At 37.2% G+C, this 14,780-nt stretch carries 13 protein-coding genes and 1 pseudogene; all 14 read left to right on the forward strand.

The genetic code is table 11. The annotated features are described in order from the left end of the window. Window positions 1–9: 9 nt before the first annotated feature. The 14 genes and pseudogenes from IC621_RS07305 to tsf all read left to right on the forward strand — a co-directional run bounded on the left by IC621_RS07305 (window position 10) and on the right by tsf (window position 14,771). On the forward strand, window positions 10–771 hold the full coding sequence (locus tag IC621_RS07305; protein WP_191157205.1) for a ribonuclease HII: 762 nt from the start codon (window positions 10–12) through the stop codon (window positions 769–771). A 348-nt stretch (window positions 772–1,119) separates the two neighbouring features. Continuing rightward, window positions 1,120–2,280, forward strand: coding sequence for an ADP-forming succinate--CoA ligase subunit beta (gene sucC, locus IC621_RS07310; RefSeq protein ID WP_191157207.1), 1,161 nt, complete (start codon window positions 1,120–1,122; stop codon window positions 2,278–2,280). Window positions 2,281–2,298: 18 nt separating this feature from the next. Beyond that, window positions 2,299–3,201, forward strand: coding sequence for a succinate--CoA ligase subunit alpha (sucD, locus tag IC621_RS07315; protein WP_191157209.1), 903 nt, complete (start codon window positions 2,299–2,301; stop codon window positions 3,199–3,201). A 96-nt stretch (window positions 3,202–3,297) separates the two neighbouring features. Beyond that, window positions 3,298–4,167 carry a DNA-processing protein DprA gene (gene dprA, locus IC621_RS07320; RefSeq protein WP_191157210.1) on the forward strand — a complete coding sequence of 290 codons (870 nt, stop codon included), beginning with the start codon at window positions 3,298–3,300 and terminating at the stop codon, window positions 4,165–4,167. Between the two features lie 380 nt (window positions 4,168–4,547). Beyond that, complete coding sequence (gene topA / locus IC621_RS07325; protein ID WP_191157212.1) at window positions 4,548–6,623, forward strand: type I DNA topoisomerase; 2,076 nt, start codon at window positions 4,548–4,550, stop codon at window positions 6,621–6,623. Window positions 6,624–6,893: 270 nt separating this feature from the next. Next, on the forward strand, window positions 6,894–8,204 hold the full coding sequence (trmFO, locus tag IC621_RS07330) for an FADH(2)-oxidizing methylenetetrahydrofolate--tRNA-(uracil(54)-C(5))-methyltransferase TrmFO (RefSeq protein WP_191157214.1): 1,311 nt from the start codon (window positions 6,894–6,896) through the stop codon (window positions 8,202–8,204). Between the two features lie 63 nt (window positions 8,205–8,267). Then, on the forward strand, window positions 8,268–9,170 hold the full coding sequence (gene xerC / locus IC621_RS07335) for a tyrosine recombinase XerC (RefSeq protein WP_191157216.1): 903 nt from the start codon (window positions 8,268–8,270) through the stop codon (window positions 9,168–9,170). A 20-nt stretch (window positions 9,171–9,190) separates the two neighbouring features. Next, a complete protein-coding gene (hslV, locus tag IC621_RS07340) occupies window positions 9,191–9,733 on the forward strand; it encodes an ATP-dependent protease subunit HslV (protein ID WP_191157218.1) in 543 nt (180 codons plus the stop codon). Between the two features lie 18 nt (window positions 9,734–9,751). Then, window positions 9,752–11,155 (forward strand): HslU--HslV peptidase ATPase subunit, encoded by a 1,404-nt coding sequence (gene hslU, locus IC621_RS07345; protein WP_191157220.1) that lies wholly within the window; start codon window positions 9,752–9,754, stop codon window positions 11,153–11,155. Between the two features lie 32 nt (window positions 11,156–11,187). Next, window positions 11,188–11,967 carry a GTP-sensing pleiotropic transcriptional regulator CodY gene (gene codY, locus IC621_RS07350; RefSeq protein WP_191157222.1) on the forward strand — a complete coding sequence of 260 codons (780 nt, stop codon included), beginning with the start codon at window positions 11,188–11,190 and terminating at the stop codon, window positions 11,965–11,967. Window positions 11,968–12,413: 446 nt separating this feature from the next. After that, window positions 12,414–12,560 (forward strand): annotated as a pseudogene (locus tag IC621_RS26385) (flagellar basal body protein); the annotation flags it as partial. Further along, window positions 12,542–12,874, forward strand: a complete 333-nt coding sequence (locus IC621_RS27160) for a DUF6115 domain-containing protein (RefSeq protein WP_396652991.1) — start codon at window positions 12,542–12,544, stop codon at window positions 12,872–12,874. The pseudogene IC621_RS26385 and the gene IC621_RS27160, both read left to right, overlap by 19 nt. A gap of 159 nt (window positions 12,875–13,033) precedes the next feature. Continuing rightward, window positions 13,034–13,753, forward strand: coding sequence for a 30S ribosomal protein S2 (rpsB, locus tag IC621_RS07360; RefSeq protein WP_191157225.1), 720 nt, complete (start codon window positions 13,034–13,036; stop codon window positions 13,751–13,753). A gap of 136 nt (window positions 13,754–13,889) precedes the next feature. Next, window positions 13,890–14,771 carry a translation elongation factor Ts gene (tsf, locus tag IC621_RS07365; protein ID WP_191157227.1) on the forward strand — a complete coding sequence of 294 codons (882 nt, stop codon included), beginning with the start codon at window positions 13,890–13,892 and terminating at the stop codon, window positions 14,769–14,771. Window positions 14,772–14,780: the final 9 nt, after the last annotated feature.

A 14,780-nucleotide genomic window follows, 5' to 3' on the forward strand; every position in this document is an offset into this window, starting at 1 on the left:
AGAAGTTCAATGCCACTTTCAACAAAGGAAATTGAAAAGAAACTAGAGGAGATTTCATCACTGAATGATCCATTTATCTCAAAATATAAGAAAGATCACCGCAAAAGTGTTCAAACTCTCATACAAAAGTGGATTAGAAAATACGAGCGGGAAAAACAGCTAATCGAAGAATTTAATCAAATGCAGAAGTTTGAGAAACAAGCTAAAGCAGCTGGCTTTAACGTCATTGCTGGTATTGATGAAGTCGGAAGGGGACCGCTGGCAGGACCAGTAGTAGCTGCTGCTGTTGTTTTAGATGAATATTTTTTCCTTCCAGGTTTGACAGATTCCAAGAAGCTTTCATGGGAAAAACGTGAGGAATTTTACGATTTTATAATGGGAAATGCAAAGGCGGTTGGGATTGGGGTTGTTACTTCTGAAGAAATTGACCAATTAAACATTTATGAGGCCACGAAAAAAGCTATGCTGGAGGCGATAACTTCTTTAAGCATAGAACCCGATTATTTACTGATAGATGCAATGAAACTTCCGATTAATACAAAGCAATCCTCCATCATAAAAGGGGATGCAAAAAGTATATCGATTGCTGCCAGCTCCTGTATCGCAAAAGTAACGCGGGACAGAATGATGAAACAATATGCAGAAATATACCCGGAATATGGTCTGGAAAAACATATGGGTTACGGAACCAAGCAGCATTTGGAAGCGATAAAAAGCTATGGTGCTACTCCTATTCACCGAATGAGCTTTGCCCCGTTAAAACTTTCGTAAATTGCTGTGATTAAAAAATTGGAATTAGGAAGAGAATTTTTGTTTCTCCTTGAAAAGATATAAAGCAATCGACGGGACATCGATTGCTCTATATTTTCTACCTTTTATCTTATAAAAGGCAACAATCTTTTGAGATAGAATCAGAAATCAGCATTATCGCCAAGTTCTTCAAATTCCATCTATCATTTTCTATAAATGGAAAAAATTAATATTCCTAGAAAAATAAAAATAAAGAATTTTATGAAGGATTTTACTATTTTACACAGAATACTAGACAAGGATTGAACTATTCTATAAAATGAAAGCGCAGTCTATATTTTGTTTGTACATATGTTAGGAGGATGGCAAATGAATATCCATGAGTATCAAGGAAAAGAGGTCCTCAGAAAATATGGGGTAGCTGTTCCGAATGGAAAAGTGGCTTTTTCAGTAGAGGAAGCGGTTAAAGCAGCTGAGGAGCTGGGAACAGAGGTAGTAGTTGTAAAAGCACAAATTCATGCCGGAGGACGAGGCAAAGCCGGCGGTGTAAAGGTAGCGAAGTCTAAGGAGGAAGTTCGTGCTTATGCGGATGAAATCTTGGGCAAAACTCTTGTTACACATCAGACAGGTCCTGAAGGTAAAGAAGTAAAACGTTTATTAATTGAAGAAGGCTGTGACATCAAGAAAGAATACTATATTGGTCTAGTTCTTGACCGCGCTACTTCTAAAGTGGTTTTAATGGCTTCAGAAGAAGGCGGTACCGAGATTGAAGAGGTTGCAGAGGAAACACCTGAAAAAATATTTAAGGAAGTAATTGATCCGGCTGTAGGTCTGCAAGCATTTCAGGCTCGAAGAATAGCTTTTAATATTAATATTCCAAAAGAATTAGTTGGCAAAGCTGTAAAATTTATGATGGGTTTATACAGTGCTTTTGTAGAAAAAGACTGTTCAATTGCTGAAATCAACCCGTTAGTTATAACTGGTGACGGAAATGTAATGGCGCTTGATGCAAAATTAAACTTTGATTCAAATGCTCTTTACCGCCAGAAGGATGTACTTGAATACCGTGATCTTGAAGAAGAAGATCCAAAAGAAATCGAAGCTTCAAAATATGATTTAAGCTACATTTCTCTTGATGGCAATATTGGTTGTATGGTAAATGGTGCAGGCCTTGCAATGGCTACTATGGATATTATTAAATACTATGGTGGAGATCCTGCCAACTTCCTGGATGTTGGGGGCGGCGCTACTGCTGAAAAAGTAACAGAAGCATTTAAAATTATTTTATCTGATCAAAACGTTAAAGGCATATTCGTCAACATTTTTGGCGGAATCATGAAGTGTGATGTTATAGCTGAAGGTGTTGTAGAAGCAACGAAACAGGTAGGCTTAAAAATTCCGCTTGTTGTCCGTTTAGAGGGTACAAACGTTGATTTAGGTAAAAAGATTTTAGATGAATCTGGTCTTAACATCACATCTGCTGCATCCATGGCTGACGGTGCACAAAAAATCGTTTCATTAGTAGGTTAAGAAAGGCAGGGGACTATAATGAGTGTATTTGTTAATAAAGATACAAAAGTCATTGTACAAGGAATTACTGGCTCAACAGCACTATTTCATACAAAACAAATGCTGGAATATGGCACGAAGATTGTAGGCGGTGTAACACCTGGTAAAGGTGGAACAGAAGTTGAAGGTGTTCCTGTTTTCAACACAGTAGAAGATGCTGTTAAAGAAACAGGAGCAAATGCATCTGTTATTTATGTTCCTGCAGCATTTGCAGCGGATGCTATTATGGAAGCAGTCGATGCTGAACTTGATCTTGTTATTTGTATTACTGAACATATTCCTGTGCTTGACATGGTGAATGTGAAAAAGTACATGCAGGGAAAGAAAACTCGCCTTGTGGGACCAAACTGTCCTGGTGTAATAACGCCTGAAGAATGTAAGATTGGAATTATGCCAGGCTATATTCATAAAAAAGGTCATGTAGGAGTTGTGTCACGCTCTGGAACATTGACTTATGAAGCAGTGCACCAATTATCTGAAGCTGGAATTGGTCAATCAACAGCTGTTGGAATTGGCGGAGATCCTGTAAATGGAACGAACTTTATTGATGTACTTAAAGCATTTAATGAAGATTCTGAAACATATGCTGTCATTATGATCGGCGAAATTGGCGGAACAGCTGAAGAAGAGGCAGCATTATGGATTAAAGAAAATATGACAAAACCAGTTGTAGGCTTCATCGGCGGTCAAACAGCTCCTCCGGGGAAGCGTATGGGCCATGCTGGTGCGATTATTTCCGGTGGAAAAGGTACAGCTGCTGAAAAGATCAAAACAATGAATGAGTGCGGAATAAAAGTGGCTGACACTCCATCTGTTATGGGAGAGACACTTATCTCTGTCCTGCAAGAAAAAGGCTTACTGGAGAAATGTAAAACTCACTAAGAACTCTATAAATCAAGAAACCTCAGGTGTATACCTATTTCCAGCTTAGGCTGGATTTAGGTTTTTTGAGGTTAAAATGTCAATAAGGAGTAAATAATGATAAGTACCGATAATCAACTATTAACCTTAACCCATTGTCGTGGAATCACTCACAAAGGTATATTAAAGCTGCTAAGTATAGATCCCCTGTTAATTCACCTTTTTTCTATGAGAGAAATAGATTTTTACTTAAACGGAATCATCCCCAAAGATAACCTTCACCAATTTTATAATGACCTCCACACATTTAAACAAAGTGATTTATTCCATTCCTACAAAAAACAGGGAATAGAGATTGTTACCATCCATTCAAATATGTATCCTGCGCTTTTGAAACAAATATCTGATCCTCCTCCAGTGCTTTTCTGCAAAGGAAATATTTCACTTCTTCAGAACGAAAAATCCATAAGTATAGTAGGAACAAGGAATTCAACAGAATATGGTTTAAGAGCCGTAGAAAGTATCGTCCCAAAATTAGTACAAGACGGTTGGACACTTATAAGTGGATTGGCTCTTGGAATCGATAAAAAGGTACATGAAGAAACGATTAAACAAAATGGAAAAACAATTGCAGTCATTGGAGGAGGGCTTCATCACATCTATCCGAAAGAAAACTTTTCTTTAGCTTCGAAAATCATGGACAGTCATTTGCTCCTATCTGAACACCCTCCTCAGGCCCCTCCTCAAAAATGGCATTTCCCAATGAGAAATCGAATAATTAGTGGTTTGAGTAAGGGAACTGTAGTCATTCAAGCAAAAGAAAAAAGCGGTTCTTTAATTACAGCTTATCAGGCTTTGGATCAAGGTAGGGAAGTGTTCGCAGTCCCAGGAGGAATCCATGATGAATACAGCAGAGGAACGAACCAGCTAATAAAAGAAGGCGCAAAAATGGTTGCTTCAGCAAAGGATATAATAGAAGAATTTTGATTAGTTTATGAATGAAAATAGAAAAATCCGTTAATAACTGTTTGACAAAATAGGATGTAATATTTAATAATAGTGGGGATTTATGAATTAAAACTTGAAAACAAAGATAATATTTATTTAAAGGTATAAATATAAACTCAAAATGATATTAGTTTCCATTTTATTGATTTACATATAAAATGAAACTTTCAGGTAGTTGTCATTTCGGTAGCTACTTGTGTAAATTAATGATTATCATTTTTTCTATTATATTCAGCTAATGCTGAGAATAAGGATCTAGAACTAGTTGGGTTTATATAAAATTCCCATTAAACCGGAAGACTGGATTAAATAGAAATAAAAGAAAAAGAGAGAGATTACCTCATGAGGGGGACATTTGAATGTCAGATTTTTTGGTTATCGTTGAATCACCTGCAAAGGCAAAGACGATTGAACGGTATTTAGGAAAAAAATATAAAGTAAAAGCTTCAATGGGACATGTCAGAGATTTACCAAAGAGTCAAATTGGAGTAGATGTTGAGCATGGTTTTGACCCTAAATATATAACAATTCGCGGCAAAGGACCAGTACTGAAAGAATTGAAAACTGCCGCCAAAAAAGCTAAAAAAGTATATCTAGCTGCTGACCCTGACAGAGAGGGAGAAGCGATTGCCTGGCATCTTGCCCATAGCTTAGAGCTAGATGTCCATTCAGATTGCAGAGTTGTATTTAACGAAATAACGAAAGAAGCAATTAAAGAATCATTTAAACAGCCGCGTACAATTAATATGGATCTGGTTGATTCACAACAGGCTCGAAGGATTTTAGATCGGCTGGTTGGTTACAAAATCAGTCCTATTTTGTGGAAAAAAGTAAAAAAAGGTTTAAGTGCTGGACGTGTTCAGTCTGTCGCTGTCCGGCTTATTATTGACAGGGAAAAGGAAATAAAAGACTTTCAACCTGAAGAATATTGGAGTATTGAGGGACAATTTTTTAAGGGAAAAGAACAATTTGAAGGTTCATTTTATGGAATTGACGGTAAGAAAAAGGAATTAAAAAAAGAAGACGATGTCAAAGCCATTCTAAATCAATTAAAAGGGTCTGCTTTCTTCGTCAAAAATGTGACGAAAAAAGAAAGAAAACGAAATCCCGCAGTCCCATTTACGACTTCAACACTTCAGCAGGAAGCTGCCCGGAAATTGAATTTTCGAGCAAAGAAAACCATGATGATCGCCCAGCAGTTATATGAAGGTATTGATTTAGGGAAAGATGGAACAGTAGGTTTGATTACTTACATGAGAACGGACTCGACTAGAATTTCGGAATCTGCCGGACAGGAAGCCGCGTCATATATCGAGCAATCATTTGGAAAAGACTTCCTCTCAGGCAAGCGTCAAGCTGCCAAGAAGAATAGTAACGCCCAAGACGCTCATGAAGCTATTCGTCCAACCTCAGCATTGCGTGATCCAGCTTCAATGAAGCAATTTTTAAGTCGTGACCAGCTTCGTTTATATAAGCTGATTTGGGAACGTTTTGTGGCAAGTCAAATGGCTCCAGCTGTTTTAGATACGATGAGTATAGATTTATTAAATAACGGAGTCGTTTTTAGAGCGACTGGCTCCAAGGTAAAATTTCCTGGCTTTATGAAGGTGTATGTAGAGGGAAACGATGATCAAATTGAAGAAAAACATAAGCTTCTTCCTGATTTAAATGAGGGGGATGAAGTGTTTTCCAAAGATATCGAACCGTCTCAGCACTTTACTCAGCCACCACCAAGATATACAGAAGCAAGGCTCGTTAAAACGCTTGAGGAGCTTGGTATCGGCCGTCCATCTACTTATGCTCCAACACTTGATACAATTCAAAAGCGGGGCTATGTAACTCTTGATAATAAAAGGTTTGTGCCGACTGAACTAGGTGAAATCGTATTAGCACTAGTAATGGAATTTTTTCCAGAAATCATTGATGTTGAATTTACCGCTAATATGGAAAAAAGTCTTGATGATGTAGAGGAAGGAAAAATTGAGTGGGTGCAAATATTAGACCAATTTTACCAAGGCTTCTCCAAACGGATAGAGGTAGCAGAAAATGAAATGGAAGAAGTCGAAATAAAGGACGAGTTTGCAGGGGAAGATTGTGAAAATTGTGGAAGTCCAATGGTGTTCAAAATGGGCCGTTACGGTAAATTTATGGCTTGTTCCAATTTTCCAGACTGCAGAAATACTAAACCGATCGTTAAAGAAATCGGTGTGAAATGCCCGAAATGTAAAGAAGGAAATATTGTTGAAAGAAAATCAAAAAAACGCCGAATTTTTTATGGATGTGATCGCTTTCCTGAATGTGATTTTATTTCATGGGATAAACCAATCGGAAGAGACTGTCCAAAGTGTGATAAAATACTCGTTGAAAAGAAACTGAAAAAAGGCGTCCAAGTTCAATGTGTAAATTGTGATTATAAAGAAGAACAGCAAAAATAGCAGGGAAAAGCCTTCTGGAAGTGAGAGGTTAGAGGTAGGAATGGAAGAAATCAGCGATAGAGCTGATTTCTTTTACGATTTGTTTGTTAATTAATTGACTGTTTAAGTTAAAATAAGGAGTTTTTTTGGATGTTTGATGTGAAGGTGAAAGTGAAGGGAATCGGCAAAACACCGATTCCTTTTGTTTGATCCGCTATTTATAATTTTTGCAACAATCAATATAAAATGAATGATGTCTTTAGGAATGAAGCATAATTTGGAGGAATAGCAATGACAGTAAAACATACAGTGAATGTAATCGGTGCAGGGCTGGCAGGGAGTGAAGCAGCCTTTCAGCTTGCCAAACGGGGAATACAAGTAAATCTATACGAAATGAGGCCTGTGAAACAAACACCCGCCCATCATACAGATAAGTTTGCAGAATTAGTATGCAGTAACTCTCTTCGCGCTAATACATTAACAAATGCAGTTGGTGTGTTAAAAGAGGAAATGAGAATATTGGACTCTGTCATTATTTCTTCTGCTGATGAATGTTCTGTTCCTGCCGGAGGAGCGCTTGCTGTAGATCGCCATGAATTTGCTGGAAAAGTAACAGAACGAGTAAAAGATCATGAAAATGTAAATGTTATTCAAGAGGAAATGGTCGAAATCCCATCAGGACCAACGATTATCGCAACAGGTCCTCTCACTTCGAAAGCTTTGGGAGAACAGCTTCTTGAATTAACTGGAGAAGATTATTTGTATTTTTATGACGCAGCTGCCCCAATCATTGAAAAAGATAGTATTGATATGAATAAAGTATACTTGAAATCCCGTTATGATAAAGGGGAAGCGGCTTACCTCAATTGTCCGATGACAGAAGAAGAATTTGACCGCTTTTATGAGGCGCTTACCTGTGCTGAGACTGTTCCATTGAAAGAATTTGAGAAGGAGATTTTTTTCGAAGGGTGCATGCCAATTGAAGTCATGGCCAAAAGGGGTAAAAAAACGATGCTGTTCGGTCCGATGAAGCCAGTTGGTTTAGAACATCCGGAAACAGGGAAAAGACCTTATGCTGTTGTGCAGTTAAGACAGGATGATGCAGCAGGAACACTATATAATATAGTAGGTTTTCAAACACACTTAAAATGGGGGCCTCAAAAAGAGGTTCTACAATTAATTCCAGGTCTTGAAAATGCTGAAATTGTAAGATACGGAGTTATGCATAGAAATACATTTATCAACTCTCCTAGATTATTAAAATCGACATACCAATACAAAGACCGAGAAGATTTATTTTTTGCCGGGCAAATGACAGGAGTTGAAGGATATGTAGAATCTGCTGCTTCTGGATTAATAGCAGGCCTAAACGCAGCGAAGTTTGTGTTAGGGGAAGAGCCTATTACATTTCCCCACGAAACAGCAATGGGAAGTATGGCCCGTTATATTACTACAGCAAATCCTGACAGCTTCCAGCCTATGAATGCAAATTTTGGTATTTTTGCAGATCTTAAGCAAAAGATTAAAAATAAAAAAGAACGCAATGAACAATATGCACGTAGGGCAATTGAAACAATTCAAAAAATTTCGAAAAAAGTATAGAAATCAATTGCAAGGGCTGCAAATAATGTGTTAACATTATGTAGCCCTTGTGAGGTGTTAATGATGGAAAATGTTAAGAATTTTTTAAATTTGTTCGTAGATTATTTACAAATCGAAAGAAATTGCTCACAATATACTACTGTGAATTATGCTACTGATATAAAAGAATTTTATGTATTTATGAATGAGGAAGGTATCGGGGAACTTCGTGATATTACATACCAGGATATTAGACTGTACTTGACGAAATTACATCAAAAAGAATTTGCAAGAACTTATATTTCGAGAAAAATTTCTTCTTTAAGAAGCTATTTTAAATTTTTACTTCGTGAGAAATACTTACAAGAAAATCCTTTTTCACTCGTTTCTTTACCAAAAAAGGAGCAGAGAATTCCGAATTTCTTTTACGAGGATGATTTAAATGAGTTATTTTCTTTGTCAGACTTAAGTACACCTCTAGGGCAAAGGGATCAGGCATTGCTGGAGCTTCTTTATGCCACTGGGATCAGAGTCAGTGAGTGCTGTGATATAAGACTTCAAGATTTAGATATGTATTTAGACACTGTTTTAGTAAATGGAAAAGGCAAAAAACAGCGCTATGTTCCTTTCGGAAGTTTTGCTCATGAAAAATTGAAACTTTATCTTGAGGATGGCCGTATAACATTATTAAATAAGCAAAATAATCATCATGACATGCTTTTCGTTAATCATCGAGGCGGTCCATTAACAACTAGAGGAGTAAGGCATGTTTTAAATGAGTTGATTAAAAAAACATCAAAAACACTACACATTCATCCCCATATGTTTAGACATACATTTGCAACCCACTTGTTAAACGGGGGAGCAGATCTTCGTAGTGTTCAAGAGTTGCTGGGTCATGCTCATCTTTCATCGACACAGGTATATACTCATGTATCAAAAGAACATTTGCGTAAATCCTATTTATCTCATCATCCTCGTGCTTAGGGGGAATTAGGAGGGAAATGATGTCTCAATTTCATGCTACGACTATCTTTGCCGTTCACCATAAAGGTGGATGTGCGATGGCAGGGGATGGTCAAGTAACTTTTGGTAATGCCGTCGTGATGAAACATACGGCTAAGAAAGTGAGAAAGCTTTTTAATGGTCAGGTATTAGCCGGCTTTGCAGGTTCCGTTGCTGACGCATTTACACTTTTCGAAATGTTTGAAAACAAACTTGAGGAATATAACGGGAATCTTCAAAGAGCTTCAGTTGAGCTAGCAAAGGAATGGAGAAGCGACAAGGTGCTAAGACGGCTTGAAGCGATGCTAATTGTTATGAACAAAGAGCATATTTTACTTGTATCGGGAACTGGTGAAGTAATTGAACCTGATGACGGGATATTAGCTATTGGTTCTGGAGGCAATTATGCACTTTCGGCTGGAAGAGCCTTGAAAAGGTATTCAGGTGACCAGCTGTCAGCAAAAGAGATTGCGAAAGCTTCCTTAGAAATTGCAGGGGAAATTTGTGTATATACAAATTTGAATATCGTACTTGAAGAACTGTAAAGAAAGAGGTGTCAGAAGATGGATAATCAATTAACACCTAGACAAATTGTTGAGCGATTAGATCAATATATCGTTGGCCAAAATGATGCAAAAAAGGCGGTTGCTGTTGCATTAAGAAATCGATTTCGCAGAAGTCGCCTGAAGGATAATTTAAGAGATGAAGTAGTTCCAAAAAATATTCTTATGATCGGACCGACTGGAGTTGGAAAAACGGAAATCGCCCGCAGAATTGCAAAGTTGGTAGGAGCTCCATTTATCAAAGTAGAAGCTACTAAATTCACCGAAGTAGGCTATGTTGGAAGAGATGTTGAATCAATGGTCAGAGATTTAGTAGAAACCTCTGTCAGATTAGTGAAAGAAGAAAAAATGAATGAAGTAAAAACACAGGCAGAAGAAAATGCAAATAAACGGCTTGTCACATTGCTTGAACCGGGCAAAAAGAAGCAAAACAATTACAAAAACCCTTTGGAAATGTTTTTTGGCGGTGCGACCGGTCAAGATCACACGCAAGATACATCCACTGATGAGGAAGCAAATCTACAGGATAGACGTAAAAAAACAGCTCATTTGCTGGCATTAGGAGAGCTTGAGGATCATATTGTAACCGTTGATGTAGAGGAGCAACAAGCTTCCATGTTTGATATGCTCCAAGGTTCGGGTATGGAGCAAATGGGAATGAATATGCAAGATGCATTAAGCAATTTAATTCCTAAAAAGAAGAAGAAAAGAAAGCTTCCAGTAAGAGAAGCAAGAAAAGTTCTAACAAATGAAGAAGCTCAAAAGCTAATAGATATGGATGAGGTTCAACAAGCGGGTATTTATCGAGCTGAACAAAGTGGTATCATATTTGTCGATGAAATAGATAAGATTGCAGGGAAAAGTCAAGGCGGGTCTTCTGCAGATGTATCACGTGAGGGCGTGCAGAGAGATATTTTGCCAATTGTTGAAGGGTCTACAGTTGTCACAAAATACGGTTCTGTCAAAACAGACCACGTTTTATTTATCGCAGCAGGTGCATTTCATATTGCTAAGCCTTCTGACCTTATACCTGAATTACAAGGAAGATTCCCGATTAGAGTGGAGCTTACGAAACTTTCAGTCGAAGATTTTGTCCGGATCCTCGTAGAACCTGATAACGCTCTTTTAAAGCAATATAAAGCCTTGTTGGAAACAGAAGGTATACAACTTGAATTTTCTGACGATGCTATTTACAAGATCGCTGAAATTGCGTATGAAGTAAATCAGGATACTGATAATATCGGGGCAAGACGTTTACATACCATACTCGAAAAATTGCTTGAAGAACTTTCTTTTGAAGCGCCTGAAATAAGCTTGCAGAAAATTCAGATTACAAAGCAATACGTGGAAGAAAAGCTCGATAAAATTGCGAAAAATAAAGATTTGAGCCAATTTATTTTATAATTATTTTGGTTTTAATATAGGAGGAACAACACATGGCTTTATTAGAAAAAACAAGAAAAATTAATGCAATGCTCCAAAAGGCAGCAGGTAAACCAGTAAATTTCAAAGAAATGGCAGAAACACTTAGTGATGTTATAGAGGCAAATATTTTCGTTTTAAGCAGAAGAGGAAAAGTGCTGGGATTTGCGATTAATCAGCAGATTGAAAATGAACGTATGAAAAAAATGTTAGAAGATCGCCAATTTCCTCAAGAATATACCCAAGGCTTGTTTAATATCACTGAAACCTCTTCAAACCTAGATGTATACAGCGAATATACTGCTTTTCCTGTTGAAAACCGTGAGCTGTTTGAATCTGGCTTAACAACTGTTGTCCCAATTATCGGCGGGGGTGAACGGTTAGGAACTTTAATATTAGCTAGAATTCAAGAAAAATTTGAAAATGACCACTTAATTCTTGCAGAGTATGGAGCAACAGTTGTAGGTATGGAAATTCTTCGCGAAAAAGCCGAAGAGATTGAAGAAGAGGCTAGAAGCAAAGCTGTCGTGCAAATGGCTATCAGCTCACTATCCTACAGTGAATTAGAAGCAATTGAGCACATATTTGAAGAATTAAATGGAAATGAAGGATTATTGGTTGCCAGTAAGATTGCTGACAGAGTTGGGATTACACGTTCAGTAATTGTAAATGCACTCCGTAAACTAGAAAGTGCCGGAGTAATTGAATCCCGTTCATTAGGAATGAAAGGAACATATATTAAGGTTCTAAATAGTAAATTCTTAATGGAACTAGAAAAATTAAAAGCAAACTAAAGTTCATTATCAACGAAAAGCGAATAGTGCTAGTCGTTCGGCGACAAGCATGCGCTCGCACTTGCTTGAAGGTTGTCGTTTAACCAGCTTAAGCGGATTGTAGAGCCTTGGACAACGATACATCTGTTCTTAAACTTAACACTTCTTATCTTGAAAAAAATTAACAAAAAAGCACTTCAAAATTCCCTTGAAGTGCTTTTTTGTATGGTTTATTTTGTTTCTTATTCATAGTATGAAACTTATGATCTATGTAATAAAATTTAAATGGGAATTAGTTCTATATAATTAGTTCTTTAATCACTAAATAAAAACAGTCACATAATACGACTTTTTTTTACAGAGACTTCATAGACTTTATGCCTATATTTCCTTACAATTAAGTTATCTTAGTACATAATTCGACATAAACTAATTCGAACAAACTATTATTTCTGCGGGGGGCTAAAATGGATTTCTTTAGTGGGACTATTGATAGACTTGAAAATGCCGTGAATCAGTCTTCAATAAAACAAAAAGTAATATCGAACAATATTGCAAACGTTGATATACCTAACTATAAATCAATGAAAAATTTATTAAACAGCTCAAAAACCACGCAGTCAATAATGATCACTCCCAAAGTGAATTTGACAAAAAAGCAGACACCAAAGCGTTTAATAAGGAAAAGACAGATATAAATAAGGAGAACACCTTACCTCCACATTTGAAACAAATGAATGAAATATCAGATGTAATCGAGCTTTCAGATCTTCAGACTGAAGATCCATCAAGAGGTGAATTAACCAGCTTCGATTCTCTAACTAAGCAAACGATACACCTATATGAAAAAGGGTATTCCGTCGAAGAAATTGCGAAGAAATTAAATAAAGGGAAAACGGAAATAGAACTAATAATAAAATTTCATTAAAAGTAAGGCAATGGCGCTTGATTGTCGCAGGTCATTATGGTATATTTATTCTCGGTGTTAATCACACACGCTTGTAGATTCAAGTAATGGTGCTGTTTTTACAGTTTTGCTTGGAGATGATACAAAGCGGAGGAAAAAAACCATTAGGAGGAAAATAGCATGTCAGTAATTTCAATGAAGCAATTGCTAGAAGCAGGTGTTCACTTCGGCCACCAAACTCGCCGTTGGAACCCAAAAATGAAACGTTACATCTTCACAGAACGTAACGGCATTTACATTATTGACCTTCAAAAAACAGTTAAAAAGGTCGAGGAAGCGTATAACTTCACGAAAGAATTAGCTGAAAACGGCGGAAAAATTCTTTTTGTTGGTACTAAAAAGCAAGCGCAGGATTCTGTAAAAGAAGAAGCAGAACGTTCTGGAATGTACTTCGTAAACCAACGGTGGTTAGGTGGTACTCTAACAAACTTCGAAACCATTCAAAAGCGAATCAAGCGTTTGAAAGACATCGAAAGAATGCAAGAAGATGGTACGTTCGAAGTTCTTCCTAAAAAGGAAGTCGTTCAATTAAACAAAGAATTAGAGCGTCTTGAGAAATTCTTGGGCGGAATTAAGGAAATGAAAAAGCTTCCAGATGCATTATTCATCATTGACCCTCGTAAAGAGCGCATTGCAGTAGCTGAAGCTCGTAAATTAAACATACCTATCGTTGGTATTGTTGATACAAACTGTGATCCAGATGAAATTGATCACGTTATTCCTGCAAACGATGATGCTATCCGTGCAGTAAAACTTCTTACTTCAAAAATGGCTGACGCAATTTTAGAAGCTAAGCAAGGTGAGGAAGAAGTAACAACAACAACAACTACAACTGCTTAATGAGCAAAAGGTGATAAGAGGGGGAGGCCTTTTATCACCTTTTTTTAAAGAATCTCATTAAAAAGTTACGCACCCTGAGTAAGGAATACAAAAAAATACATAAACCAATGTGGTCATATAAAAGGAGGAATACCAAATGGCAGTAACTGCTCAAATGGTAAAAGAATTACGTGAAAAAACCGGCGCTGGAATGATGGACTGTAAAAAAGCGTTAACAGAAACAAATGGAGATATGGAAAAAGCAATTGATTTCCTTCGTGAAAAAGGGATTGCAAAGGCTGCTAAAAAAGCTGATCGTATCGCTGCTGAAGGTTTGGCGATGACAAAGGTTCAAGGAAATGAAGCAGTTATTTTAGAAGTAAACTCTGAAACTGACTTCGTTGCTAAAAATGAAGGCTTTAAAGAACTGCTAAATGCACTCGCAGATCACCTTTTAGCAATAAAACCTGCAGATATCGAAGCAGCACTGACCTCTACAATGGATAACGGTTCATCTGTACAAGATTACATCAATAATGCAATTGCTAAAATCGGAGAAAAAATCACATTACGCCGTTTTGAAGTTGTAACTAAATCTGATAATGGGGCATTCGGTTCATACCTTCATATGGGCGGCCGTATTGCTGTCTTAACAGTATTAGAAGGTACGACTGATGAAGATGCTGCGAAAGACGTTGCCATGCACATTGCTGCTGTAAACCCTAAATATATTGGTCGTGACGCAGTGACTGAGGAAGAAGTAGATCGCGAGCGTGAAGTATTAACTCAGCAAGCATTAAATGAAGGAAAACCTGAAAAAATTGTAGCTAAAATGGTTGAAGGCCGATTAGGCAAATTTTTTGAAGATATTTGCTTGTTAGAGCAAAGCTTCGTAAAGGATCCGGACCAAAAAGTGAAGAAATTCGTTGAGTCAAAAGGTGCTTCTGTTGTGAGCTTCAACCGCTATGAAGTTGGCGAAGGTATTGAAAAACGCCAAGATAACTTTGCTGAAGAAGTTATGAACCAAGTGAAAAAATAAGGTTTCTTT

The sequence above is a fragment of the Metabacillus arenae genome (assembly GCF_014773385.1).
Classification (GTDB): Bacteria; Bacillota; Bacilli; order Bacillales; family Bacillaceae; genus Metabacillus_D; species Metabacillus_D arenae.

Excerpts from the sequence above, each read along its gene's own strand:
- IC621_RS07305 (WP_191157205.1), top strand. The coding sequence starts at position 10 with ATGCCACTTTCAACAAAGGAAATTGAAAAGAAACTAGAGGAGATTTCA.
- sucC (WP_191157207.1), top strand. The coding sequence starts at position 1,120 with ATGAATATCCATGAGTATCAAGGAAAAGAGGTCCTCAGAAAATATGGG.
- sucD (WP_191157209.1), top strand. The coding sequence starts at position 2,299 with ATGAGTGTATTTGTTAATAAAGATACAAAAGTCATTGTACAAGGAATT.
- dprA (WP_191157210.1), top strand. The coding sequence starts at position 3,298 with ATGATAAGTACCGATAATCAACTATTAACCTTAACCCATTGTCGTGGA.
- topA (WP_191157212.1), top strand. The coding sequence starts at position 4,548 with ATGTCAGATTTTTTGGTTATCGTTGAATCACCTGCAAAGGCAAAGACG.
- trmFO (WP_191157214.1), top strand. The coding sequence starts at position 6,894 with ATGACAGTAAAACATACAGTGAATGTAATCGGTGCAGGGCTGGCAGGG.
- xerC (WP_191157216.1), top strand. The coding sequence starts at position 8,268 with ATGGAAAATGTTAAGAATTTTTTAAATTTGTTCGTAGATTATTTACAA.
- hslV (WP_191157218.1), top strand. The coding sequence starts at position 9,191 with ATGTCTCAATTTCATGCTACGACTATCTTTGCCGTTCACCATAAAGGT.
- hslU (WP_191157220.1), top strand. The coding sequence starts at position 9,752 with ATGGATAATCAATTAACACCTAGACAAATTGTTGAGCGATTAGATCAA.
- codY (WP_191157222.1), top strand. The coding sequence starts at position 11,188 with ATGGCTTTATTAGAAAAAACAAGAAAAATTAATGCAATGCTCCAAAAG.
- rpsB (WP_191157225.1), top strand. The coding sequence starts at position 13,034 with ATGTCAGTAATTTCAATGAAGCAATTGCTAGAAGCAGGTGTTCACTTC.
- tsf (WP_191157227.1), top strand. The coding sequence starts at position 13,890 with ATGGCAGTAACTGCTCAAATGGTAAAAGAATTACGTGAAAAAACCGGC.